The sequence below is a fragment of the Rhodospirillum rubrum ATCC 11170 genome, assembly GCF_000013085.1.
Lineage (GTDB): Bacteria > Pseudomonadota > Alphaproteobacteria > Rhodospirillales > Rhodospirillaceae > Rhodospirillum > Rhodospirillum rubrum.
The window spans coordinates 1,060,789-1,083,987 of sequence record NC_007643.1 but is presented as its reverse complement, the minus strand read 5'-3'; the positions used below and the strand labels follow the sequence as shown (position 1 = coordinate 1,083,987).

22 protein-coding genes are annotated in these 23,199 nt (G+C 63.9%); 13 read left to right on the top strand and 9 right to left on the bottom strand.

All coding sequences use genetic code 11. The annotated features are described in order from the left end of the window. Positions 1-5: 5 nt before the first annotated feature. The 6 genes from RRU_RS20180 to RRU_RS04720 all read right to left on the bottom strand — a co-directional run bounded on the left by RRU_RS20180 (position 6) and on the right by RRU_RS04720 (position 6,390). Positions 6-668: a BMC domain-containing protein gene (locus tag RRU_RS20180; protein ID WP_011388662.1), complete on the bottom strand. Its 663-nt coding sequence runs from the start codon at positions 666-668 to the stop codon at positions 6-8. A gap of 21 nt (positions 669-689) precedes the next feature. Then, positions 690-1,532, bottom strand: coding sequence for a propanediol utilization microcompartment protein PduB (pduB, locus tag RRU_RS04740; protein WP_011388661.1), 843 nt, complete (start codon positions 1,530-1,532; stop codon positions 690-692). A gap of 30 nt (positions 1,533-1,562) precedes the next feature. Next, entirely contained in the window at positions 1,563-1,859 is a 297-nt protein-coding gene (gene pduA, locus RRU_RS04735) for a propanediol utilization microcompartment protein PduA (RefSeq protein ID WP_011388660.1), read from the bottom strand. Positions 1,860-1,932: 73 nt separating this feature from the next. After that, the gene (locus tag RRU_RS04730) at positions 1,933-3,072 is read right to left on the bottom strand and encodes a 1-propanol dehydrogenase PduQ (RefSeq protein ID WP_014626060.1); all 1,140 of its coding nucleotides are present in this window, start codon (positions 3,070-3,072) and stop codon (positions 1,933-1,935) included. Positions 3,073-3,206: 134 nt separating this feature from the next. Further along, on the bottom strand, positions 3,207-5,747 hold the full coding sequence (locus tag RRU_RS04725; protein WP_011388658.1) for a glycyl radical protein: 2,541 nt from the start codon (positions 5,745-5,747) through the stop codon (positions 3,207-3,209). Positions 5,748-5,814: 67 nt separating this feature from the next. Beyond that, positions 5,815-6,390: a DJ-1/PfpI family protein gene (locus RRU_RS04720; protein WP_011388657.1), complete on the bottom strand. Its 576-nt coding sequence runs from the start codon at positions 6,388-6,390 to the stop codon at positions 5,815-5,817. Between the two features lie 539 nt (positions 6,391-6,929). Between RRU_RS04720 and RRU_RS04715 the strand changes: the two genes are divergently transcribed. The 4 genes from RRU_RS04715 to RRU_RS04700 are packed head-to-tail and all read left to right on the top strand — an operon-like array spanning position 6,930 to position 10,868. After that, the gene (locus tag RRU_RS04715) at positions 6,930-8,090 is read left to right on the top strand and encodes a phosphoribosyltransferase domain-containing protein (RefSeq protein WP_011388656.1); all 1,161 of its coding nucleotides are present in this window, start codon (positions 6,930-6,932) and stop codon (positions 8,088-8,090) included. After that, complete coding sequence (locus tag RRU_RS04710) at positions 8,087-8,851, top strand: hypothetical protein (RefSeq protein WP_011388655.1); 765 nt, start codon at positions 8,087-8,089, stop codon at positions 8,849-8,851. Before RRU_RS04715 ends, RRU_RS04710 begins: the two co-directional genes overlap by 4 nt. Beyond that, positions 8,848-9,942 carry a cysteine protease StiP family protein gene (locus RRU_RS04705; protein ID WP_011388654.1) on the top strand — a complete coding sequence of 365 codons (1,095 nt, stop codon included), beginning with the start codon at positions 8,848-8,850 and terminating at the stop codon, positions 9,940-9,942. Before RRU_RS04710 ends, RRU_RS04705 begins: the two co-directional genes overlap by 4 nt. Then, a complete protein-coding gene (locus tag RRU_RS04700; protein WP_011388653.1) occupies positions 9,939-10,868 on the top strand; it encodes an HpcH/HpaI aldolase/citrate lyase family protein in 930 nt (309 codons plus the stop codon). The genes RRU_RS04705 and RRU_RS04700 overlap by 4 nt, the downstream gene beginning before the upstream one ends. A 30-nt stretch (positions 10,869-10,898) precedes the next feature. Here RRU_RS04700 and RRU_RS04695 read toward each other — a convergent pair whose 3' ends face one another. Both RRU_RS04695 and RRU_RS04690 read right to left on the bottom strand, forming a co-directional pair. Continuing rightward, positions 10,899-11,123, bottom strand: a complete 225-nt coding sequence (locus RRU_RS04695; protein WP_011388652.1) for an antitoxin MazE family protein — start codon at positions 11,121-11,123, stop codon at positions 10,899-10,901. 90 nt (positions 11,124-11,213) lie between these two features. Further along, entirely contained in the window at positions 11,214-12,221 is a 1,008-nt protein-coding gene (locus RRU_RS04690; RefSeq protein ID WP_011388651.1) for an ATP-grasp domain-containing protein, read from the bottom strand. A 275-nt stretch (positions 12,222-12,496) separates the two neighbouring features. On the opposite strand from RRU_RS04690, the gene RRU_RS04685 reads away from it, so the two are divergent. The 6 genes from RRU_RS04685 to RRU_RS04660 all read left to right on the top strand — a co-directional run bounded on the left by RRU_RS04685 (position 12,497) and on the right by RRU_RS04660 (position 17,314). Beyond that, on the top strand, positions 12,497-12,790 hold the full coding sequence (locus RRU_RS04685) for an XRE family transcriptional regulator (protein WP_237703834.1): 294 nt from the start codon (positions 12,497-12,499) through the stop codon (positions 12,788-12,790). Between the two features lie 315 nt (positions 12,791-13,105). Beyond that, positions 13,106-13,684: a TerD family protein gene (locus RRU_RS04680; protein ID WP_011388649.1), complete on the top strand. Its 579-nt coding sequence runs from the start codon at positions 13,106-13,108 to the stop codon at positions 13,682-13,684. Positions 13,685-13,780: 96 nt separating this feature from the next. Further along, positions 13,781-14,365 (top strand): TerD family protein, encoded by a 585-nt coding sequence (locus RRU_RS04675; RefSeq protein WP_011388648.1) that lies wholly within the window; start codon positions 13,781-13,783, stop codon positions 14,363-14,365. Positions 14,366-14,416: 51 nt separating this feature from the next. After that, positions 14,417-15,673, top strand: a complete 1,257-nt coding sequence (locus RRU_RS04670) for a TerD family protein (protein WP_011388647.1) — start codon at positions 14,417-14,419, stop codon at positions 15,671-15,673. Positions 15,674-15,705: 32 nt separating this feature from the next. Next, a complete protein-coding gene (locus RRU_RS04665; protein ID WP_011388646.1) occupies positions 15,706-16,158 on the top strand; it encodes a tellurite resistance TerB family protein in 453 nt (150 codons plus the stop codon). Between the two features lie 139 nt (positions 16,159-16,297). Next, positions 16,298-17,314, top strand: a complete 1,017-nt coding sequence (locus RRU_RS04660; protein ID WP_011388645.1) for a TerC/Alx family metal homeostasis membrane protein — start codon at positions 16,298-16,300, stop codon at positions 17,312-17,314. An 86-nt stretch (positions 17,315-17,400) separates the two neighbouring features. Here RRU_RS04660 and RRU_RS04655 read toward each other — a convergent pair whose 3' ends face one another. Beyond that, positions 17,401-17,763, bottom strand: a complete 363-nt coding sequence (locus RRU_RS04655; protein ID WP_011388644.1) for a hypothetical protein — start codon at positions 17,761-17,763, stop codon at positions 17,401-17,403. A 192-nt stretch (positions 17,764-17,955) separates the two neighbouring features. On the opposite strand from RRU_RS04655, the gene RRU_RS04650 reads away from it, so the two are divergent. The 3 genes from RRU_RS04650 (at position 17,956) to RRU_RS04640 (ending at position 23,177) form a co-directional block, all read left to right on the top strand. After that, a complete protein-coding gene (locus RRU_RS04650) occupies positions 17,956-18,567 on the top strand; it encodes a TetR/AcrR family transcriptional regulator (protein ID WP_011388643.1) in 612 nt (203 codons plus the stop codon). Between the two features lie 216 nt (positions 18,568-18,783). Beyond that, entirely contained in the window at positions 18,784-19,980 is a 1,197-nt protein-coding gene (locus tag RRU_RS04645; RefSeq protein WP_011388642.1) for an efflux RND transporter periplasmic adaptor subunit, read from the top strand. Between the two features lie 38 nt (positions 19,981-20,018). Further along, entirely contained in the window at positions 20,019-23,177 is a 3,159-nt protein-coding gene (locus tag RRU_RS04640; RefSeq protein ID WP_011388641.1) for an efflux RND transporter permease subunit, read from the top strand. The last annotated feature ends 22 nt before the right edge of the window (positions 23,178-23,199 follow it).

Genomic DNA, 23,199 nt, shown 5'->3' with positions numbered 1-23,199 from the left:
TCCTGTTAGGCGTCGTGCCTGTTACGCGGTTTGCCGTTGTTGCCAGCCGTGGGGCGGCCGCCCGTCTTGCCCTGACGGGATGGCGACGGAGCGGTCCGCTCCGCGCCGTGCGTCTGCGTCTCGTCCACCGCCGGTTTGACCGGCGTCTCGTCCACCGCCGGCTGGGCCGGCGTCTCGTTCACCACCGGCGGGGCCGGCGTTTCGTCCATCACCGGCGGGGTCGGCACCTCGTCCACCGTCGCCGCGGCCGACGGCGCTTGCGGCGTCGGGACGGGCTGCGGAAGGGGGGTGTCGATCGGCGCCGGGGAGGACGTTGCCGCCGACGGGGAAGCGTCGCCCGTGGGCTCGGCGGCGGGGGCGGAAACCACGCGGGGCGGAACGCCGACCGTATCGCGGTTGACGATCAGGCCGTCGATGCCGGCGGCGGGCCGGGCGATCACCCGGGTGGAAACCACCCGGCCGACCCTGGCCGCCGCCACCGCCGCCGCCGCGATGGCGGCATTGACGGCTCCGACATCGCCTTGGACCTTGACGACCGTCATGCCGTCGCCGCGGGCGAACTCGTAGCCCACCAGCGCGACATTGGCCGATTTGACCGCCGCGTCGGCGGCTTCGATGGCTGCTGCGAGGCCGATCGTCTCGATCAGCCCGAGGCTCAGTTGCGCCATGGTGGTTCCTCCCCTAAGCCGTTAGATGTACGGCGTGGTGGTGGACTTGATCTCGCTGGGATCAAGCGTCGCCAGCAACGTCTTGCCAACGTCGCGCGCGGCGATGACGGCCTGACGCACCGCGCCAGAGTCACCGGTGAACATGAAGATGACCTCGTTGCTGAAGCTCGTGCCGTTGCCCGGCGAAGCGTAGCCGACGGCCTGGACGGTGGCGGCCTTGGCCGCCGTATCGGCGAGCATCACGCCAATGGCCGCCGGAGCGCCGACGGTGATGGCGAAGGCCTGACCGAGCGGAGCGCCAAAGGCTTTGTTCAGCGCCCCACTGGCCCGCGCCGTGTACTGGAATTCCAGATGGCCGGCCGGCGTGCCATAGACATCGCCCATGGTGCGATGCACTTCGTTCAGGGTCACCTCAACGGCCCGACGGGCGTCGGACACGTCTTCCGCGCCGAACAGGATCAAGCAGCCATGACCGGCGCCACCTTCGGTGTCGCGGGCCAGTTCGATCAGCACCACTTCGCTGTTCGTCGCCTTGACGGCTTCGTCGGCGGCGAAGATATGCGGGCCGGCACCGGTGCGGGCGCCGATGATGCCGATGGAGCGGTACTTCGGGTTGATCTTCATCTTTTCGTGGAGCAGCGGATCCACATTGGCGATGACCAAACCAATGGTGTGGCCGATCGCCGTTCCCACGAATTCGGTCAGACCGCAGCCGCCAAGCGCGCCAAACGCCTTGGGAGCTTCCGCAGGGGCCGGCGTGGGCGCGGCGGGGGCCGGCGTGGGCGCGGCGGGGGCCTGGGGCTCGCTGCCGCCCATCTTCTTAATGACTTCGCCAAGGAGTCTTTCGACTAGATCGTCTTTCACGGCAAATCCCTCCTGTCCTGATCGGGGTGCTTATTGGGCCGCCGAAGCGGAGAGGCCGCGCGGCAGGATCTTTTCCACTTCGGTGTGGGGCCGCGGGATGACGTGGACGGACACGACTTCACCGATCTTCGAGGCCGCCACGGCGCCGGCATCCGTCGCCGCCTTCACCGCGCCCACGTCACCGCGAACCATCACGGTCACCAGACCCGAGCCGATCTTCTCGTAGCCCATCAGGACCACGTTCGCCGATTTCACCATGGCGTCGGCCGCTTCGATCGCACCGACCAGTCCTTTGGTTTCCACCATGCCCAAGGCTTCTTGTTGCATCGTTTTTCCCTCGTCTTGTTCTCAAGTGTTCACTGTCGGATCGCTGGTTCCCGCTGGCGGGAAGGCGAGACTCTCAACCGGTAACCGCGCCGATCAGCTCGGCCACGTCGTCCGGGGTAGGCTTTCGCGGATTGCTTGCCGTGCAGCTGTCGGCCAGGGTTCCCTGGACCATCGCCGCGCCGTAACGTGCCACCTCGTCGAGATCGACACCCAGGGCGCGCAGGGTCGGCGGGATGCCGAATTGCGCGTTCAGACGGGATATGGCCTGCGCCAAGCTTTTCACGCCGGCCCGAACACTTGGCCCTTCCAAGCCAAGACGGCGGGCCACTTCCGCATAGCGGGTCGCGGCGGGCAGACAGGGGCCGAACTCGCCCCGAGTGCCGGCGTTGTATTCGATCACCAGCGGCAACAGCATGGCGTTGATCTTGCCGTGGGGAATGTGCAGCCTGCCACCGATGGCGTGGGCCAAACCGTGGTTGAGGCCCAGGCCCGCGGCGCTGAAGGCTATGCCGGCCATGCACGACGCGTTATGCAAAGCGCCGCGCGCCACCACATCATTGCCGTTGGCGAAGGCCGTGGGCAGATGGGCGAAGGCAAGGGCTAGCGCCTTTTCGGCGAAGGCGTCGCTGAAGTCGTTGGCTTCACGCGCCACATAGGCTTCAAGCGCGTGAGTGATCACGTCCATGCCGGTATCGGCCGTAACTTTCGGCGGAACGCTCATCACCAGTTCGGGGTCGAGCAGCGCGATATCGGGGATGATCTCTTCGGAGCGCAGGGGGTGTTTGATCCCCCGCTCCGGCTCGGAAATGATCGCGTAAGACGTCACCTCGGACCCGGTTCCACTGGTCGTCGGCACGGCGATCATCACGATGGAGCGCGACGGCTCCATTTCCCGCAAGGTGGCCAAGATCGCTTTGGCGGCGTCGATGGCCGATCCGCCGCCCAAAGCCAAAATGGCGTCAGGTTTGAAATCGGCGAGGAAACGCGCGCCCTGGGCGATGTTCTGAAGCGGCGGTTCGGGCACCACCTCGCCGAAGACCTTGATCTCACAGGGAGGAAGCTTGGCCCGCACCCGGTCGACCATGCCCGATTTAACCATGAAGGCATCGGTGATGATACCGATCCGCTGCCCGCGAAAGGCCTCCAGGCGGTCGAACATGCCTGGTCCGAAGACGATTTCGGTTTTCAGGAAGAAGCGCTGTAGTCCGGTCATGGCCGCCTGTCTTTCCCGCATTCCTTGGCGAGGTTGGCCCGCCGCCGGGGGAAGGATCCCCGTCTGGCGAAAAACCCCGCTTCTTGGAGGCCGTCCCCCCGGACTGGTCCGGGGGGACGAAACCCGGTTTGCCGCTAGAGGGTCTGCTCGGTGCGGCTGATGATGTCGTCTTGCACTTCCTTGGCGAGGACGACGAACTGCGCGCTGTAGCCGGCGACGCGAACGACCAGGTCGTTATGCTTTTCCGGTTCAAGCTGGGCATCGAGCAGCGTCTGGCGATCGATGACGTTGAACTGGACGTGCATACCCTTGTGGTCGAAGTAGCTGCGGACCAGCGAGGCGAAGTTCTGAAGTCCGGCATCCCCGGCCAGGGCCGACGGCAGGAACTTCTGGTTGTAGAGCGTACCGTTGGAGGCGATGAAGTGGTCGAGCTTGGCCACCGAATTCGCCGCCGCCGTCGGGCCCTTGACGTCCTGACCGGGACGCGGGGAGACGCCATCGGCCAGCGGAGCCTTGGCCAGACGGCCATCGGGCAGAGCCGCCACGTCCTTGCCAAACAGCACGTTCGCCGACACCGGGTAGATACCGGCCTGGAACTGGCCGCCACGCGGGTTGGTGTACTTCTCGACTTCGCGGCAGTAGATCAGGGCGCATTCGCGAGCGACCATGTCGACGTCGTCGATGTCATTGCCGAAGGCCGGGCTGGCATCGAGAAGGCGGCGGATGGCGTCGTATTTGGTCGACGAGCCGCCGGCGGCCGGAGCGGCCTGACCCGACAGGGTGCGGTAGACTTCACCCTTGAGCGCCGAGACATCCATCGAGCCGTTGCTGCTCAGGACCTTGCGGACCGCGGCGAACACCTGCTCCTCGGTGAAATCGCCACCGGCCGACGGAGCGGAGCCACCGACGGGCAGACCGAAGTTGGCGTCGAGCGCTTCCTTCATCTCGGCCAGGGTGATCTTCTTGTCTTCGAAGACGTTCTTCTGGATGGCATAGACCGAGTCACCGGTATCGGCGACGCCGAAGGCCTGGGGACCGGTGAAGTTGTAGATGGCGCCGCCTTCCTGAAGGGACTTGCCGCGACCGATGCAATCGTCGACCAGGGCCGAGACGAAGGGCAGCGGGCAACGCTCGCCATGGGCCAGATCGACGCAGTTGTCGGCTTCGACCAGATAATGGACGAAGTAGGCCATCTGCTTCTGGAAGGCCGCGTAGAGGTCGTCCATGTTGCGGAAGCTGGTGAACTCGCCGGTCACCGGACCAAGCTGCTTGCCGCCGGCCTTGCCGTTGTTGAGGGTGATCTCAAGAACCTTGGCGACGTTGAAGAACGCGGCGTCATGCCAGCCTTCGGTCTTGTGGATGCACTGGGGCTCCACGCAGCCGACGATGCCGTAGTTACGGGCGTCGTGCAGGGTAACGCCGCGGTTCTGCAGGGCCGGAACGATGACTTCGTCGTTGTACATGGCCGGCACGCCAAGGCCCAAGCGGACCACTTCACAGGCGCGGTGCAGGAAATCATCGGGCGTGCCCTGCCAGACGCGGATCGAGAACGACGGCGCGGGCAGACGGACGTGGGCGGTGGCCTCCATGCACATGTAGGAGATTTCGTTGGTCGCATCCAGGCCGCCTTCGGTCTGACCACCAACGCACAGGTTCTGGAACACCGCGTAACCGGCGAAGGCCTGGGCCGACACTTCGTCGCGGGTCTTGTTGACGTCGTTGAGCTTGATCCAGATGCAGTCGACGAGTTCCTGGGCGAAGCCCTTGTCGATGCTCTTGTCGGCGCAAAGGAAGGGATACATGTACTGGTCGAAGCGGCCCGGCGAGATGGAATGGCCGCTGGACTCGATCTGAAGCAGGCACTGAACGAACCAGAAGGACTGGCAGGCCTCATAGAAGGTGGTGGCGCCGTTCTCGGGAACGCGGGCGCAGTTCTGGGCGATCTGAAGCAGCTCAGCCTTGCGGGTCGGGTTGGCTTCGTTCTGCGCCAGTTCCAGGGCCTTCGCCGCATAGCGGTGGGCGAAATTGATGGCCGCCGTATAGGCGATGATCACCGCGTTGTAGAACTGCTGCTTCTTGATGTAGTCCGGGTCCATCCGGTCCATCTTTTCCATGGCCTGGACCACTTCGGTGATGATACCGCGGAAGCCGATCTTCAGAACCTTGCCGTAGTCGACGCAGACATGGCCGACGCCGCCGTAGAAGTAGTTGCCAACGGTGAACACGCCCGAGGCGATGCAATCCTTGGCTTCCTGCGACATATAGGAAGAGGCGAGATCGCTGGTGGTCTTGCCCGGCCAATACAGGAACGCGTCATGCAGTTCCTTGGCGGTTTCCTTGGGGATCAGGAAGGGGTCGGCCAGACGGGTGGCCATGGTGTCGAATTCTTTTTCGACCCAGTCGTAGGAGAATTCCGGGCAGATCTCGGTGGAACGCGGGTTCTTGGTGATGGCGCCGACGATCAACTCGTCGTTGCGGATGGTCACCGGCAGATTGTTGAAGATCTTCTCGGCGGCCTTGGCGCGGCGCAGGATGGCCGGCAGCCCTTCCGTTTCCTTATAGGCTTCCGTGACCAGAACCGCCCGCTCGGACTCGACATAGGGCTTGGCGTTGAGAATTTCGTTCTTCAGCCGCATAACCCGATCGGTCGGCTTGGAGAAACCTTTTTCGATCATGACATCCTCCACATAGGGATTTTTACGGATCCGCTTTTCGCCACCGGGCCTGTACCGGAAAGTCCTGTCAGACCAGAACCCTCACGCCCAGAAGCCGAACGAAGTCGCGCAGAAGGGCCGGGTGTCCCGGCCAAGCGGGCGACGTCGTCAGATTGCCGTCAACCACGGAGTCCTCCGCTTTGACTTCGACATAGATCCCGCCAGCCATCTCCACTTCCGGCTTGACCGCGGGATATGCCGTTACCCTCCTGCCGCGCACCACATCCGCCGCCGTCAGGATCTGCACGCCATGGCAGATCGCCGCCACGGGCAAGGACTTGCCCATGAAGCCGCGCACGATGCTCAGAACCTCGCGGTTCAGCCGCAGGTACTCCGGGGCGCGTCCTCCGGTCAGATACAGCCCCGCGTAGTCTTCCGGATCGCTATCCAGAAACGAGGCGGTCAGCCGAAACAGGTGACCCGGTTTTTCCGTATAAGTCTGGTCGCCCTCAAAATCGTGGATGGCCGTTTTCAGAAGATCGTTCTTCCGTTTACCGGGACAGACTACATCGACCCTCAAACCCAACATCTCCAGGGCTTGGTACGGGACCATAACCTCGTAGTCTTCCGAAAAATCTCCTGCCAACATCAGGATCTTTTTCATAGTCCCCCGCCCCATCCGCTTTTGTTGTTGACCTTGGGCAGAGACTAGTCACCTGGGGCTTTATTGGTCAATTGTACAATTTTGACTTTATATGGTAAAAATTTGTCGTGCTAATGACAGTTCCTTTCTTTGTGGGATCTATAAAATATTTCGCAACGCACCCAAGCCCGCCGGCCCCATCCCCCGGGAACCGGGGGATTTCTGGCGGGCGTCACCCCGGCGGCGAAGGCGTGGAAAAAGGGGGAAGATCGGCGCGGCGGCGGCCTTCCTTAGGCGGCGCCCCCGTCAGGGGCGCCCCTCATCCGCTCCTTGAATGGACAGGGCGGGCTTGATAGCTTAAGGAGAGAACGGATACGGAGGCGAAACGCTATCGTGCTTAGTATCTTTAAAGTAAAATCGTACTTTTTATTACCGTTGCGCCGTCATCGAAATCATATCGATCGCCTATCGCAATAAAACCGTCTCCTTTCGAGATCAAAGATCTGCCCTCATCCCTTTTGCCAAAGCGATCCCGCCGAAGATCGTTGGAGCCACGCCCCATGACGTTCATCGACAGTCCCCTCTCGCAGACGATCGCCCTGGCGGGGGGCGACCTTCATGTCGCGGTGGCGCGCAGCGATCTTCCCCTGGGCGCGCTCTGCGGCTTCGCCAGCCGGCGCAACCCCAAGCGCCCCTTCCTGTTCGTCAGCAAGGTGCTGGGGCGGCATCTGCCCGTCCGCCCCCAGGTGATGAGGATGGTTCACCGCCGGCTGGCGGCGAAGCTGCCGGCAAATCTTCCCGGACCGGTCGTCGCCATCGGCATGGCCGAAACCGCCATCTGCCTGGGACAGGGGGTTTTCGAAGCGTGGCGGGGGGGAAGCGGCCGCGAGGACGGGCTGTTCATCCATTCGACCCGCTACCGGCTGCGTCAGGGGTTGCTGTCGACCTTCGAGGAAAGCCACAGCCACGCCACCAGCCACCTGATCCACCAGCCCGCCGCCGCCCTTGATCGCGCCCTCTGCGCCGCCTGCCGGACCCTGGTGCTCGTCGATGACGAAGCCTCGACCGGTGCGACCTTCGTCGCCCTAGTCGAAGCCAATCGCGCCGCGATGCCCAACCTCGCCCGGATCGTCTGCGTCACCATCACCGACTGGATGGGCGCGGCGAAGCGGGCCGAGATCACGGCGGCCATGCCGGTGCCCACGACCTTCGTCTCCCTTCTGGAAGGCGGCTATACCTTCGAGGCGCGCACCGTCACCCCGCCGGCCATGCCCAATGTCACCGGCGACGGCGCCTTCAAGGACGATCTGATCCCGGTGAACTGGGGGCGCCTTGGCTTGCGCCGCCCCCGGCCGCTACCCGCCGCCGCCCTGGCGATCAGGGCGAAGGCCGGCGAGCGGGTTCTGGTGCTGGGCACCGGCGAATTCGTCTTTCCGCCCTTTCAGCTCGCCCGCCGGCTGTCGGCGATGGGCGCCGATGTCCGGGTGCAGGCGACCACCCGCTCGCCGATCCTGGAAGGCGGCGATATCGACGGCGTGATCGACTTCGCCGACGCCTATGGCGACGGCATTCCCAATTTTCTGTATTCCACCCGTCCGGGAGACTACGACCGCGTTCTGGTCTGCTACGAGACGCCACCATCGACCGCCCAAACGGCCCTGATCGCCGCCCTGGGCGCCGAACCGGTTTTTTTCAATGCCATCGGGGGCCCGCGGACATGAGGCGCGTTGTTTTCGTCGATCTCGACGACACCTTGTTCCAGACGGCGCGCAAAAACCCGGGCGCCCAAACCCTGGCGGCGCTCGACAAGGACGGCAAGCCGCTGTCCTTCCAGTCGACGCGGCAGGTGGCCTTCCTGGAGTGGCTGAGCGCCGACGCCGTGATCGTGCCGGTGACCGGACGCAGCGTCGAGGCCTTCCGGCGGGTGACCCTGCCCCTCGGCCCGCGCGCCATCTGTTCGTTTGGCGGCGTGATCCTGGGCGCCGACGGCCTGCCCCATCCCGAATGGCATCGTCAGATGAGCCAGAAAGCCCAGGCCACGGCCCGGGTGATGGAGCTGCTTGACGATATGGTCGCTCAAGTCCTGGCGCGAACCGGCGTCGATGCCCGCCACCACATCATCCACGATGCCGAACTGGCGCTTTACCTGTCGATCAAGCACAACGGCGGATCGGCCGAGGAAACCGCCCGTCTGGCCCAGGCCCTGGCCCCCGCCGTCCCCGAGGGGTGGACGACGCATCTCAACGGCGCCAACATGGCGCTGTTGCCGCCCTTCCTGGGCAAGCGCGCCGCCGTCGCCTTTTTCCTGGAAACCCAATTGGGCGACGGGCCGCTGCTGACCATCGGCTTTGGCGACAGCCTGACCGACCTGGGCTTCATGTCCTTGTGCGATTACGCCCTCACCCCGTCGCGCTCGCAGATCCTGGGTTTTTTGAACACGACCTGGCCGGCCGTCGCGGCGATGGCGGACAGCGCGGCATGAGCGCCTTTCCCCTCGGCTTCAGCGGCAGCTACGACCCCGCCGACGTGACCTTCCTGTTGACCCCGGTGGTCGTCGATTTCGTCGATGTCGCCGCCAAGGAAGCCCTGATCCAAAGCGGCCGCAAGCACTACTCCGAGATGCTCGCCCGCGAAAAGCCGCCCTCGCCCGAGTATATGGCCGTTTTCCATCAGGCCTTCGCCGCCAATCGCGATCGCGTCGGCCGCGACGTGGCCCGTCTGGCCAAGGCCCTGGCGGCGCGCGGCGAGGACGGCGAGATCGTTCTTGTCAGTCTGGCGCGCGCCGGCACCCCGATCGGCGTGCTGCTGCGCCGCGCCCTCGTCGCCCTTGGGCGGATGGCCGTTCATTACTCGGTCTCGATCATCCGCGACCGGGGCATCGATCCGCTGGCGATGGCGGCGATCCTTGCCCGCCATGATCCGGCGTCGATCGTCTTCGTCGATGGCTGGACCGGCAAGGGGGCGATCGGTGGCGAGCTGGCGCGGGCGATGGCCGGCGACTTCCCCCAATTGACCGGCGCGCCGCTATGCGTCTTGTCGGATCTGGCCGGCGTCGCCACCCTCGCGGCGGGGGACGAGGATTACGTCATCCCCTCGGCGATCCTCAACGGCATCATCTCCGGGCTGATCAGCCGCACGGTTTTGTCAGACGATCTTATCGCGCCGGGGAACTTCCATGGGTGCATGCTCCTTGATGATCTGGCGGATCTGGATTTGAGCCGATGGTATGTGGATGAGCAAATGAACGACGTGCGCGATCACCTTCCACGGGCGAGGGCCGCCGATTGGAGCGCGACGGACCGCGCGCGCGCGGCCGCCATCTCGACCGCCTTCGTCGAAGCCATGATGCAAAGGACGGGGATCACCGATAGAAACCGCGTCAAGCCGGGCATCGGAGAAGCCACCCGCGCCCTGCTTCGCCGCATGCCCGAACGGCTGTTCCTGCGCGATCCCCAAGACGGCGATGTCGGCCACCTGGTGGCTTTGGCGTCAAGCAAGGGCATCGCCGTGGAGACCCTGGCCGATCTTCCCTATAGCGCCTGCGCCATTATCAAGACCCTGGGTGACGCATGACCGAACAGATCTCCGCCTTGCGGCTTGGCGCCAGCCTTTATGTGCCGGCCACCCGCTCCGACCTCGCGGCCATCGCCAATGGCCATCGCCATCCCTTCTTGAAATCGGTGATCCTGTGCACCGAGGACAGCATCCTGGCCGAACAGGTCGATGCCGCCCTGGTCAATCTGGCCGAATGCCTGACCAAATTGGAGGACGGCCGCCCCCTGGTGTTCATCCGCCCGCGCAATATCGAGGTGCTGGGTAGGATCCTGGCGATGAAGGGGATCGAGCGGATCGACGGCTTCGTCCTGCCCAAGACCACGCCGGACTCGATGATCGCCTGCGCCACCCTGGTGCCGCCCCGCTTCATGCTGATGCCGACCCTGGAGACCCTCGACGTATTCGACGCCACGGCCCTGCGCGATCTCAGAACCGTTCTGTCGGGCCCCGGCCTGAAGAACCGCATCCTGGCGCTGCGCATCGGCGGCAACGACATCCTCAATCTTCTGGGCATCCGCCGGCGCGCCGGAAAAACCATCTATGACACGGCGGCGGGTCCGGTGATGGCGGCGCTGGTGGCGGCCTTCCGCCCCTTCGGCTTCGCCCTGACCGCGCCGGTCTTCGAGGATTTCGGCGATCTCGCCACCTTGCGCGAAGAGGTCTCCCGCGACCTCGACCACGGTCTGGTCGGCAAGGCCGCCATCCATCCCTTCCAGGTCGGGCAGATCGAACGCCAGTACCGGGTCGCCGAAGAAGACCTGGAAATCGCCAACCGGGTGCTGGCCGTCGATGCCCCGGCGGTGTTCCAGGTCGATCAGATCATGTGCGAACCCGCCACCCATTCCCAATGGGCCCGCGCCACCGTCGACCGCGCCCGGATCTATGGCGTCGAAGGCAAGGCCGACAGCCTGACCACCCTCGACAGACGCCTCGTGGCTTCGTAAAGGCGCTCTTTTAGCGCCAACACGAGCGCCTCACGCCTTCGCCTCGTCGTCCAGATCCAGCAGAGCCGCATCCAGGAAGCCCAGGAGATCGGTGTCGCTCGCGTCAGCCTCCGCGACGATCTGGCACTGGCGGCGAACCTCCTCGGCGAAGCCGGGGCGGCTGGTGTCGGGAACCCAGATTTGGATCGGACGCAGACCGGCCGCCCGCAAGGCCTCCCGGCGCTTGCGAACCCGTTCGACGACTGGTTTGGACATGGGGGCCTCCCCTATCACAGAGTCACATGTCACATCGTTACGAAACGCGAGACGGTCAACGCTAATCCCCCTTCCGCCGCGACGAAAGCATCACACCTGAAGGCAGCCCTGGATGGGGGCCACCCGGAGGCCGGCCTTGGCCGGGGGTACATCCTGGGGGCCGGCCATGCCCAGGGTCAGCAGGATGTTCCAATAGGGCAAGGCGACGCCCGACTGGCAACTGTAGATCAGGCCGCCCGACATCCGGCTGTTGATCTCGAGCAAATAGGGTATGCCGTCGCCCTCGCGGGTTTGCAGGTTGAACACGCCATCAAGGCCATAGCGACGGGTCAGCAGGGCGGCCATATCGATCGAGGGGCCGGTGGTTTCCAGCACTTGATGGCTCCCCACCTTCACCCGCGAAACGGCGCGCACCAGCGTGCCGCGACAGGCCAGAACATCGACGCTGCGTTCCACCCCGGGCAGATAGGTCATGACCATCATGTCGCGATCTTGGGACGACCCGGCCAGGGCCTCGCGGAAGGCGGCAAAGGAGGTGCGGAACCCATCGCCCGACAAGATCCGCTTCAATTCGCAGCCCTCGCGCTCAAGAATGCGAAAGCCGGCGGCGTAAACGCCGACGCTCGGCTTGACGCAAAGCTGCGCCGCTTCGCCGCCCAGCTCGGCGCAGGCCAGATCGAACTCCTCCAGGCCGCGAAACAGCCGATAGGGCGGAACCGCCACCCCGCTGCCGATCAGATCGTCATAAAAGGCGTGCTTTTGATCAACGAGGTCCATCACCGCCGGCTCGGCCATGATCGACAGCCGCACCCCGGCCGCCTCGAAGGCCGCCCGCTGGCGACCGATGACCTGGCGGCGGCGCTGGGGCACGAACAAATCGACCCCCCGGGCCCGGCACTGCTCCAGGCACCACGCGCCATAGGCGTCATCCTCCAGCCCGGCGGGTTCGACGAAAAACGTATCGGCGGCCTTGCCGACGGCGTTGGTCTCATCGCTATGGCTGGCCAGCAAACCAAAAGCCCCCGCATGGTCGGCGGCGCGAATAATCGTCAGGGCATCGTAAGTGTTTGACAGCCCCCGGTTGAACCAAACTTTCATACTCTTTCCCTTACACTCGCGCCGGCGCCGCTCGGCCGCCAAGGGACCGCGAGCGACACCGGAAAGGACCCAAGGCCAGTGCGCGTGTCAAGGCGGCTGGAGCATGCAGCGGCGGGAGTCTCACAAAACACCCTTCAGATATTCCCTCCAAGGAATAGTATCTTTCTATGCGATGAGTTCGGTGACCGACGATCTTTAGGGCGAGCATCTGGCCGAGTTGGAAAAGGAGAAAGACAATGGCCGGTAGGCATTCCTTCGCGGAGCTTCGCGGCCGCATGACGCCCGAGGCGCGCGCGGCGGCGGAAGCCAAGGCCGTGGGGCTTGAGGCGGAAATGGACCTTGCCGAGGTGCGGCGGGCGATGAAGCTGTCGCAGGAGGAAATCGGCCAGACGCTCCAGATCAATCAAGGATCGGTCGCAAAGATCGAAAAGCGCGCCGACATGTATGTCAGCACTTTGCGGCGCTTCATTGAGGCGATGGGCGGTGAGCTGGAAATCATCGCTCGCTTCCCCGACCACTCGGTCAAGATCAGGAGTTTTTCCGATTTGTCGGAAAAGGGAAACCCCTGAATTCCCCGGCGCGCAAGCAAGACGACACCATGGCCGCAGGATCTTTGATGGCAGTCCCGGCTTTTTTAGCGTTTGTCGCGATCCCGCCGTAAATATGCCCGCTTTATCCTTGATTCTCCCTGTATGGACAAAGGGTTACACTTTGGGGTCAAGGGATGGTCGCGGTGCGAGAACACCGTGACGGGGGCTTTACGCCCCCGACGATCCCCAGCGTTGGTAGCCTTGTGTGCTCGCCTGGGCGCCCTTAGATAAGGGGGCCGATGGGCAAGAACTGTTTTGTTCTGGTTTTCATCAACAATGATAACGGAGATTCCAATGGCTGTGTCCCTGTCGAAAGGCGGCAACGTTTCCTTGAGCAAGGAGGCTCCCGGTCTTACCGCCATCAATGTTGGTCTGGGTTGGGATGCCCGCGTTACCGACGGTTCCGCCTTCGATCTCGATGCCTCGGCCTTCCTGTTGAATGAAGCCGGCAAGATCCGCTCCGACGCCGACTTCATTTTCTACAACAACAAGACCTCCTCCGACGGCTCGGTCGTCCATCAGGGCGACAACCAGTCGGGCGCCGGCGAGGGTGATGACGAGACCGTGGCGATCGATCTGACCAAGGTGCCCGCCGACGTGCAGAAGGTGGCCTTCTCGGTGACCATCCACGAAGCCGACGCCCGCAAGCAGAATTTCGGTCAGGTGACCAACGCCTTCATCCGCGTCGTCAATCAGGCCGATGGCAAGGAGATCACCCGCTACGACCTGTCGGAAGACTATTCGACCGAAACCGCGATGATCTTTGGCGAGTTGTACCGCAACGGCGCCGACTGGAAGTTCAAGGCCATCGGCCAGGGCTTCGCCGGCGGCCTTGGCCCCTTGGCCAAGAATTTCGGCGTCAACATCGGCTAAGGCCGGCAAGGCCGGATTTCCGATCGTCGAGAAAACGGCAAATCCCTTGTGCGACACGAGGATCGGGCGGGGATTTGCCTTCAAAGGAGGATTGTCATGGGCGTATCGCTGACCAAAGGCCAGAAGGTAAGTCTTTCCAAGGACGGCGCCGGCCTGACCCGTATTTTCATGGGCCTGGGCTGGGACGCCGCCAAGAAGGGCGGCTTGCTTGGCGGCCTGTTTGGCGGCGGCGGTGGGGACATCGATCTCGATGCCTCCTGCCTTGTTTTCGATGACGCCGGCCAGCCCGTCGACCAGATCTGGTTCCGCCAGCTTAGCGGCGTGAACGGCGCGATCGTCCATACCGGCGATAACGTCACCGGGGCGGGCGACGGCGATGACGAAACGATCAAGGTCGATCTGTCCAGGCTTCCCGCCAGCGTCAAATCCCTGGTTTTCGTCGTCAATTCCTTCCGCGGCCAGACCTTCGACAAGGTCGCCAACGCCAAATGCCGGGTGGTCGATGACACCTCCGGGGTTGAATTGGCGTCGTTCACCCTCAGCGAGGCCGGGTCCCATACCGGTCTTGTGATGGCCAAAATCTACCGCCACAATGACGAGTGGAAAATCCATGCCATCGGTGAAAAGACCGTCGGCAAGACCTTCCACGACATGATGCCGGCGATTCAGGGCACGCTTTAAGCGGCCATCGAACCGGGACGCGCTTCAGGCGTCCAGCGAAAAGGGGGACGGATGACCGTCGTCACATTGACTCCGGGGGCGAATACCACCATCGCCGACTGCGCTCAGATCATGGTCGCCGTCGGCTGGGATCCCAAATCACCGCCCGGCATGGAAATCGACGCCTCGGCCTTCATCATCAAGGCCGATGGCAAGGTGGTGAACGACGAACACTTCGTGTTCTATGGCGCCCAGGCCTCGCCCGATGGCTCGGTGCGCTTCGTCGCCTCGCCGATGGCCGGCAATCCGGGCGATGTCCAGGCTTTCGGCATCGATCTCGCCAAGCTTGCCGGCACAATCGACGCCATCGACATCTGCGTCACCATCCACGAGGGGCAGGCGCGGCGCCAAAGCTTCGCCAGCCTGAAGGGGGTTTTCGCCCGCATCCTGGATCTGGCGACCAACCGGGAAATCGCCCGCTTCGATCTCCAAACCGCCGGAATGGCCGAAACCGCCATCACCCTTGGCAAGGTCTATCGGCGCAACGACCAGTGGAAGGTCCGCGCCGTGGGTCAGGGCTTCGCCGGTGGTCTGGCGCCGCTCGCCCGTCAATACGGCGTCGATGTCGCCGAGGATCCGCCCGCCCCCGCCCCAAGCAAGCCGGCCGCTCCCCCTCCGCCGCCCCCTCCTCCGGCGGCCAAGCCGATCAGCCTGTCGAAGGTGACGCTGGAAAAGCGCGGGCAATCGATCTCGCTGGAAAAAAAGGCCGATGCCGGGTTCGGCGAGATCATCTTCAATCTGAACTGGAACCAGCGCCCCCCGCAAAAAAGCGGCGGGTTCTTCGGCGGATTGTTGGGCGCCAACAAGGCGACCGACCTTGACCTCGGCTGCTTGTGGGAGATGGAGGGCAGCGGCCAGAAGGGGGTGATCCAGGCCCTGGGCGAAGCCTGGGGCGATTACGCCCGCGAACCGTTCATCCGCCATGCCGGCGACGACCGCACCGGCGCCATGGCCCAGGGCGAGAACATCAAGATCAACGGCGACCGGCTGTCGCAGATCAAACGCATCCTGGTCTTCGCCTTCATCTATGACGGCGCCCCCAACTGGGCGGCGGCCGATGGCGTGGCGACCGTGAAGATCCCCGGCCAGCCCGACATTGAGGTGCGGCTCGACAACCCGGCCTCCGGCCAGGGGATGTGCGCCATCGCCCTGATCGAAAAGGACGGGGGCAAGTTGAAGGTGACCAAGGAAGAGCGCTATTTCCGCGGTCACAAGGACATGGACGAAACCTATCGCTGGGGCCTCCGCTGGGTCTCCGGCTCGAAATAGCGCCCCATTCAAAATAGCTAAGGGAACAAAAAATGGCTTTCACCGACTGGCTGAAGAAAAACGTCACGGATGCCAGAGACACGATCAACACCGAGATCACCAAGTTCAAGTCGAAAGACCTGCTTGAAGCGGTGGTCGCCGGCTGTGCTCTTGTCGCTTATGCGGACAATACCGTGTCGCCGGAAGAGAAGCAGAAGATGATGGGCTATCTGAAAACCTCAGACCAGCTCAAGGTCTTCGATCAGAACGATGTCATCAAGATCTTCCAGAAATACATCGAGAAGTTCGAATTCGATGTCGCCATCGGCACCGGCGAGGTGATGCAGGCGGTGGGCAAGTTCCGCGACAAGCCCCAGGGCCAGCTTATCGTCCGTGTCTGCTGCGCCATCGCCGCCGCCGACGGCACCTTCGACGACAAGGAACAGGCGGTGGTCCGCCGCATGTGCTCGGAGCTTGGCCTCAACCCGGCCGACTTCAGCCTCTGACCCTTTAACGATTGACCTGGACCGGCTCGCCGGCCGGCCGCCCCCCGTGGCGTGCCGACCGGCGAGCCGCCCGTTTGGGCGTATTGCGGCAAGCCAATAGGGGACTTGCCGGACCTCTATCCTGACTCAAGGATCTGTCGTGGCCCACTTCGGCTTTCCCATCGAAACAATCATCATCTTTTTCACCGTGATCGGCTTCTCGGTCTTCATCGACCTTTTCGCCCATCGCCATGCGAAAGAGATCTCCGTTCGCGACGCCAGCTTGTGGTCGTGCTTCTGGATCGGGCTGGCCCTGGCCTTCTTTGCCTATCTGTGGCTGCGCTTCGACAAGACCTGGGCCGACCTTTATCTGGCCGGGTACGCCCTGGAAAAATCGCTGTCGATCGATAATTTGATCGTCTTCATGGCGATCTTCGCCTCGTTCGGGATCAAGGGGGTGCTTCAGCACCGTATTCTGTACTGGGGGATCATCGGCGCCCTGGTTTTCCGCGCCATCTTCGTCGCGGTCGGCACCGGTCTGTTCGCCCTCGCCCCCTGGGTCGGCTTTATCTTCGCCGCCATCGTCGCCTGGTCGGGCTGGAAAATGCTGACCTCGGGCGGTGACAACGAGGAGATCACCGATTACTCCGAGCACTGGTCGGTCAAGATCACGGCGCGCCTGATGCCGGTGTTCCCCCGCCTTTATGCCGAGCGCTTCTTCGTCAACCGGGCGATCGTCGCCGATCTGGCGAAGTCCGATCCCACCCTCAAGCTGGCCAAGAACGCCGCCGTTTTCGCCACCCCGGCCTTTCTTTGCCTGATGGCGATCGAAACATCGGACGTGATGTTCGCCTTTGATTCGGTGCCGGCCGTTATCGCCGTGACCCAGGAACCCCTGCTGGTTTACGCGGCGATGATCTTCGCCGTCCTTGGCCTGAGGTCGTTGTACTTCGTGCTCGCCGCGATGACCAAATACCTCGTCCACCTGGAAAAGGCGGTCATCGTCCTGCTGTTCTTCATCGCCGCCAAACTGACGCTGCAGTCGGGCGAGCATGTCTTCGGCTGGGACTTCCTCCATATCAGCCCCAACGTCAGCCTGCTGATCGTTCTGGGCACTCTGGCCGCCGGCGTGATCGCCTCGTTCATCTGGCCGGCCAAAGAAGAAAAGGCCGAGTGACGGACCCGTTCGGCCCTGTGATCGCACGGAAAAGGCCACCTTCGGGTGGCCTTTTTCATGGCAGCCCTCGGCGAGGCGGCCTTCCGTCAATCGATGCAGATCGTCGGGCCGGCCTTGCCCTTCTCAACCCGGGCATGGCAGCCAAACGAGGTGTCCTCGGCTTGGCAGGCGCCGGTGACCGGGGTCCCGGGCAAGATGGCGTTATTGCCTGCAAGGCGACAGTCCCCGGCGCACTGCGCGCCATCGTCACAGGCCTTGCCGGCATCGGGATAAGGGGTGACGCAGCGCGGGGTCTGCATCCGGCCAACGGGCTTCATCTGGCCGCCCCCGGCCTGACAGGCGGCGGCTTGCGGGCCGGGTCGGGAGGCGGGCGCTTTCTCGTCGATGTCGGCGCATCCGGCCAGCAGGAAAACGCCTAGGGCGGCGAGGGCGGCGGTGAGGAACGGCATGATCGGTCTCCACGCCAAGGGGCGGAGGGAAACAACCTCACCCCGCCGGGTCTGGCCGGCAAGGATAGGCCAATCGCCGCGTCGTGGGTAGCCAGCGCGGCGAGGCGCCGCTCTTCCCGGCCTCCCGCCACTTGACTGTTTAGTCAACTCGTCCTAATTATGTCAGACCATGAGGCATGGAAGGAGCCGTCGATGGGGCGACCCGCATCGGATACCAGGCAGAAACTGATCGATACCGCGCTCGAGCTGATGTGGACCAACAGCTATGGGACGGTCAGTGTCGATGACATCTGCAAGGCCGCCGATGTGAAGAAGGGCAGCTTCTATCACTTCTTTCCCTCCAAGGTGGATTTGTCGATCGCCGCCATGGAGCAATCCCACCACGAGTTGGAAGAGACCTACGACAAGATCTTTTCCCCCGCCGTGCCGCCGATCGAACGCTTCATGCGCATGGCCGATTGCGTGATCGCCCTGCAGGCCGAGGTGGCCGAGAAATACGGCCATGTCTGCGGCTGTCCCTGCGCCTCGCTGGGCTCCGAGATGGCCGGCCAGGAAGATGGAATCCGCGCCAAATTCGAAGACCTCGCCCACCGCAAGGAGCGTTATTACGAGAATGCCCTGCGCGATATGGTCGGCGATGGCCTGCTGGCGCCAACCACCGATGTGAAGGTGTTGGCCCAGGAGATCTATACCTATCTGGTGGGCCAAATGATGATCGCCCGCATCCAGAACGACCTCGCCCCGCTGAAGCGCGATCTCAAGCGCGGCTTAGCGCGGCTTCTGGGCGTGGTGGAGCCGGCCTGATCCCGTCGCCCGCCTCCCCGGGGCGGGGAAGCCAAAGCGCCGGTCTTTGTAAAGCATTCTTAGACGCGGGGGTTTGGCCCCCGGGACCACCGTCGTTGTCGCCGTTTTGGCGGCTTTTTTTGACCTCAAACTAAACTGACCGGTCAATTAATCGGGTATGGCACCCGATACCGGTCCCGATCCCGTCCTTTTCCCGGTGCTTGCAGGAGATCCGCAATGACCAAGGGTTCCCGTTTCGTCAAAGGTCGCGCCGTCCTGCTGGGCACGGTTGGCCTGATCCTTCTCGCCGGCGGCGTCGGCGTCGTTCTTGACCGGGGCGTCGGGGTGCCGGCCCAGGCCCAAGCCCCGGCCCAGGCGCCGCGGGTCGGCGTCCAAACCCTCACCCCGCGACAGGTTCAGGTCTGGTCGTCGTTCTCCGGACGCCTGCGCGCCGTCGATCTGGCCGAGATCCGTCCCGAGGTCGGCGGCCGCCTCACCGAGGTCCGTTTCCGCGACGGTCAGACCGTCGCCGTCGGCGATGTGCTGTTCGTCATCGATCCCGCCCCTTACGAAGCGGCGATGGCCAAGGCCGAGGCCTCTTTGACCTCGGCGCGGACCAATGCGGCCTTTGCCCGGACCGAGCTTAACCGGGCCGTTAGCCTGGTGAAGACCCAGACCATCGCCCAGCGCCTGTATGACGAACGCGCCAATGCCAACCGCCTCGCCCAGGCCGCCGTTCTGGTGGCCGAGGCCGAGGTCAAGCGGGCGCGGATCGATCTGGATCATACCCGGGTCAAGGCGCCGATCGCCGGCCGGGTCAGCCGGGCCGAAATTACCGTGGGCAATGTGGTTCAGCCCGGAGCCGGCGCGCCGCTTCTCACCTCCATCGTCTCCAACGACGGCCTTTATGCCGACTTCGAGGTCGACGAGCAGACCTATATGTCGGGCATCCGGGCGCGCGGTCCCTCGCGCGATCAGGAAAACCGCATCCCGGTTCAGATCACCGCCCAGGGCGACGAGGCCCATCCCTATGGCGGCACCATCCATAGCTTCGATAATCGCATCGACAGCGCCACGGGCACCATCCGGGCGCGGGCGTTGCTGGCCAATGAGGACGGCGCCTTGATGCCGGGCATGTTCGTCTCGGTCAAGGTGGCCAGCGGCGGCGGGGCGGGCGCCCTGATGGTGCAGGAACGGGCCATCGGCAACGACCAGAGCAAGAAGTTCGTCTATGTCGTCGGCGAGGACGCCAAGGTCGCCTACCGCGAGGTCGACCTCGGGGCGCGGGTCGAGGGCGAGCGCATCGTGCTTTCGGGGTTGCGGGCCGGTGAGCGGGTGATCGTCGATGGCCTGCAACAGGTCCGCCCGACGATGACCGTCGAGATCAAGGAAGCTGGGCTTGAGACCGCGTCACGCGCCCTGGCGGCGAAGTGATCTCTTTTCGTTGACCGCGCGCCCGGAAAGGCCCCGCCATGTCGCTCTCCAAATTCTTCATCGATCGTCCGATCTTCGCCGGCGTGATCTCGACGGTCATCTTGTTGGCGGGTCTGATCTCGATGGTTTTGCTGCCGATCTCGGAATACCCCGAGGTCGTGCCGCCGTCGGTCATCGTCAAGGCGCAGTTCCCCGGCGCCAATCCCAAGGTCATCGCCCAAACGGTGGCGACGCCGCTTGAAGAGCAGATCAACGGCGTCGAGGACATGCTGTACATGTCGTCGCAGGCGGCGAGCGATGGCACGATGACCCTGACCATCAGCTTCAAGCTGGGCACCGATCCCGATCTGGCGACCCAATTGGTTCAAAACCGGGTCAATCAGGCGCTGACCCGCCTGCCCGAGGTCACCCGGCAATTGGGGGTGACGACGGTCAAAAGCTCGCCCGATCTGACGATGGTGGTCCATCTCACCTCGCCCAACGAACGCTATGACATGCTGTATTTGCGCAATTACGCCCTGCTCAACGTCAAGGACCAATTGGCCAAGATCCAGGGCATCGGCAGCGTGCAGTTGTTCGGCTCGGGCGATTACGCCATGCGCATCTGGCTTGATCCGCAGAAGGTGGCCGAGCGCGGCATGACGGCGACCGAGGTGATCGCCGCCATTCGCCGCCAGAACGTTCAGGTCGCCGCCGGTGTTATCGGCGGGCCGCCCTATGGCACGGGCGTCGCGGTGCAAGTGCCGGTCAATGCCCAGGGCCGGCTGACCGATGCCGATGAGTTTCGCGAGATCATCATCAAACGCGACGGCGGCGTCGTCACCCGCTTGAAGGACGTGGCGCGCATCGATTTGGACGCCGCCCAATACGGCCTGCGCTCGCTGCTTGACAACAAGCCGGCGGTGGCCATTCCGGTCTTCCAGGCGCCGGGCTCCAACGCCATCGAGATTTCCAATCAAGTCCGCGCCACCATGGCCGAACTGAAGAAGAGCTTCCCCGAGGGGCTTGATTACGCCATCGCCTATGATCCCACGGTGTTCGTGCGCGGCTCGATCGAGGCGGTGGTGCATACCCTGCTCGAAGCGGTGGCCCTGGTGGTGATCGTCGTGATCTTGTTCCTCCAGACGTGGCGGGCTTCGATCATCCCGCTGTTGGCGGTGCCGATCTCGATCATCGGCACCTTCGCGGTCATGCATCTGTTCGGCTTTTCGATCAACGCCCTGTCGCTATTCGGCTTGGTTCTGGCCATCGGCATCGTCGTTGACGACGCCATCGTCGTCGTCGAGAACGTCGAACGCAATATCGAGAACGGCCTGTCGCCGCGCGACGCCACCCTCAAGGCGATGCGCGAAGTCACCGGCCCGATCATCGCCATCGCCCTGGTCCTCTGCGCGGTTTTCGTTCCCATCGCCTTCATCAGCGGGCTGACCGGCCAGTTCTACCGGCAATTCGCCCTGACCATCGCCTTTTCCACGGTGATTTCGGCCTTCAACTCGCTGACCCTGTCGCCGGCCCTGGCCGTCACCCTGCTGAGAGGAGAAGGCGCGCCCAAGGACGCCCTGACGCGCGGCATGGACCGGGTGCTCGGCCCCTTCTTCCGCGGCTTCAACCGGGTGTTCCATGCCAGCTCCCATGGCTATGGCCGGGGGGTGGGCGGCATCCTTGGCCGTAAATCCCTGGCCATGCTGGTTTATGTCGGGCTGTTGGGAGCGACCTATCTGGGGTTCGCCCAGGTGCCGCCCGGCTTCGTGCCCAGCCAAGATAAGCAGTATCTGGTCGGCTTTGCCCAATTGCCCGAAGGGGCGACGCTTGATCGCACCGAGAGCGTCATCCGCGCCATGTCCGACATCGCCTTGCGCGACCCCGGCGTGGAAAGCGCCATCGCCTTTCCCGGGTTGTCGATCAACGGCTTCATCAACAGCCCCTCGGCCGGGGTCGTCTTCGTCACCCTCAAACCCTTTGAACAGCGCGAAAGCGCCGAGCTGTCGGGCTTTGCCATCTCCCAGCGCCTGCAGCAGCGCTACGCCGGCGTGAGCGAGGCCTTCATCGCCATCTTCCCGCCGCCGCCGGTGCAGGGCCTGGGCACCATCGGCGGCTTCAAACTGCAAGTCGAGGACCGCACCGATCAGGGCTACGAGGCCCTGGACCAGACGATGAAGGCGGTACTGGCCAAGGCGGCGACCACCCCGGAACTGGCGGGGGTGTTTTCCAGCTACAAGATCGGCACCCCCGAACTTTACGCCGATCTTGACCGCACCAAGGCCGCCCAGCTTGGCGTCGATGTCCAAGAGGTCTTCGATACCATGCAGATCTATCTGGGCTCGCTTTACGTCAACGACTTCAACAAGTTCGGACGAACCTACCAAGTGATCGCCCAGGCCGACGGCGCCTTTCGCTCCAAGCCCGATGATATCTTGAGGTTACAGACGAGGAATTTCGACGGGCGGATGGTGCCCTTGGGCGCCGTCGTCACCCTGTCGGATACCAGCGGTCCCGATAGCGCCATGCGCTACAACGCCTTCCGCTCGGCCGATCTCAACGGCGGTCCGGCGCCGGGCTATTCGACCGGACAGGCGCAAGGGGCGATGACCAAGCTCCTGGCCGAGACCCTGCCCAAGGGCATGGACTTCGAGTGGACGGAACTGACCTACCAGCAGATCCTGGCGGGCAATACGACGATGATGGTCTTCCCGCTGTGCGTTCTGCTGGTCTTCCTGGTGCTGGCGGCGCAATACGAAAGCCTGTTCCTGCCCTTGGCCATCATCCTGATCGTGCCGCTTTGCCTGCTCTCGGCGATCACCGGGGTTTGGCTGACCGGGGGCGACAACAACATGTTCACCCAGATCGGCCTGTTCGTGCTGATCGGGCTGGCCTGCAAGAACGCCATCTTGATCGTCGAATTCGCCCGCGAGCTTGAAATCGACGGCCAGGACACCGTCCCGGCGGCCATCGAGGCGGCGCGGCTGCGCTTGCGGCCGATCCTGATGACCTCGATCGCCTTCATCATGGGCGTCGTGCCGCTGGTGATCTCCTCGGGCGCCGGCGCCGAAATGCGCCACGCCATGGGTATCGCCGTGTTCTCGGGGATGCTGGGCGTCACCGTCTTCGGCCTGTTCCTCACCCCGGTTTTCTATGTGCTGATGCGGAGCCTGGAAAAGCGCGTCACCGGCACACAGAAAGTCCACCATCACGTTTAAGCGTCCTCCCCCGGCTCCGAGG

Excerpts from the sequence above, each read along its gene's own strand:
- RRU_RS20180 (WP_011388662.1), bottom strand. The coding sequence starts at position 668 with ATGGCGCAACTGAGCCTCGGGCTGATCGAGACGATCGGCCTCGCAGCA.
- pduA (WP_011388660.1), bottom strand. The coding sequence starts at position 1,859 with ATGCAACAAGAAGCCTTGGGCATGGTGGAAACCAAAGGACTGGTCGGT.
- RRU_RS04730 (WP_014626060.1), bottom strand. The coding sequence starts at position 3,072 with ATGACCGGACTACAGCGCTTCTTCCTGAAAACCGAAATCGTCTTCGGA.
- RRU_RS04725 (WP_011388658.1), bottom strand. The coding sequence starts at position 5,747 with ATGATCGAAAAAGGTTTCTCCAAGCCGACCGATCGGGTTATGCGGCTG.
- RRU_RS04720 (WP_011388657.1), bottom strand. The coding sequence starts at position 6,390 with ATGAAAAAGATCCTGATGTTGGCAGGAGATTTTTCGGAAGACTACGAG.
- RRU_RS04715 (WP_011388656.1), top strand. The coding sequence starts at position 6,930 with ATGACGTTCATCGACAGTCCCCTCTCGCAGACGATCGCCCTGGCGGGG.
- RRU_RS04710 (WP_011388655.1), top strand. The coding sequence starts at position 8,087 with ATGAGGCGCGTTGTTTTCGTCGATCTCGACGACACCTTGTTCCAGACG.
- RRU_RS04705 (WP_011388654.1), top strand. The coding sequence starts at position 8,848 with ATGAGCGCCTTTCCCCTCGGCTTCAGCGGCAGCTACGACCCCGCCGAC.
- RRU_RS04700 (WP_011388653.1), top strand. The coding sequence starts at position 9,939 with ATGACCGAACAGATCTCCGCCTTGCGGCTTGGCGCCAGCCTTTATGTG.
- RRU_RS04695 (WP_011388652.1), bottom strand. The coding sequence starts at position 11,123 with ATGTCCAAACCAGTCGTCGAACGGGTTCGCAAGCGCCGGGAGGCCTTG.
- RRU_RS04690 (WP_011388651.1), bottom strand. The coding sequence starts at position 12,221 with ATGAAAGTTTGGTTCAACCGGGGGCTGTCAAACACTTACGATGCCCTG.
- RRU_RS04685 (WP_237703834.1), top strand. The coding sequence starts at position 12,497 with ATGACGCCCGAGGCGCGCGCGGCGGCGGAAGCCAAGGCCGTGGGGCTT.
- RRU_RS04680 (WP_011388649.1), top strand. The coding sequence starts at position 13,106 with ATGGCTGTGTCCCTGTCGAAAGGCGGCAACGTTTCCTTGAGCAAGGAG.
- RRU_RS04675 (WP_011388648.1), top strand. The coding sequence starts at position 13,781 with ATGGGCGTATCGCTGACCAAAGGCCAGAAGGTAAGTCTTTCCAAGGAC.
- RRU_RS04670 (WP_011388647.1), top strand. The coding sequence starts at position 14,417 with ATGACCGTCGTCACATTGACTCCGGGGGCGAATACCACCATCGCCGAC.
- RRU_RS04665 (WP_011388646.1), top strand. The coding sequence starts at position 15,706 with ATGGCTTTCACCGACTGGCTGAAGAAAAACGTCACGGATGCCAGAGAC.
- RRU_RS04655 (WP_011388644.1), bottom strand. The coding sequence starts at position 17,763 with ATGCCGTTCCTCACCGCCGCCCTCGCCGCCCTAGGCGTTTTCCTGCTG.
- RRU_RS04650 (WP_011388643.1), top strand. The coding sequence starts at position 17,956 with ATGGGGCGACCCGCATCGGATACCAGGCAGAAACTGATCGATACCGCG.
- RRU_RS04645 (WP_011388642.1), top strand. The coding sequence starts at position 18,784 with ATGACCAAGGGTTCCCGTTTCGTCAAAGGTCGCGCCGTCCTGCTGGGC.
- RRU_RS04640 (WP_011388641.1), top strand. The coding sequence starts at position 20,019 with ATGTCGCTCTCCAAATTCTTCATCGATCGTCCGATCTTCGCCGGCGTG.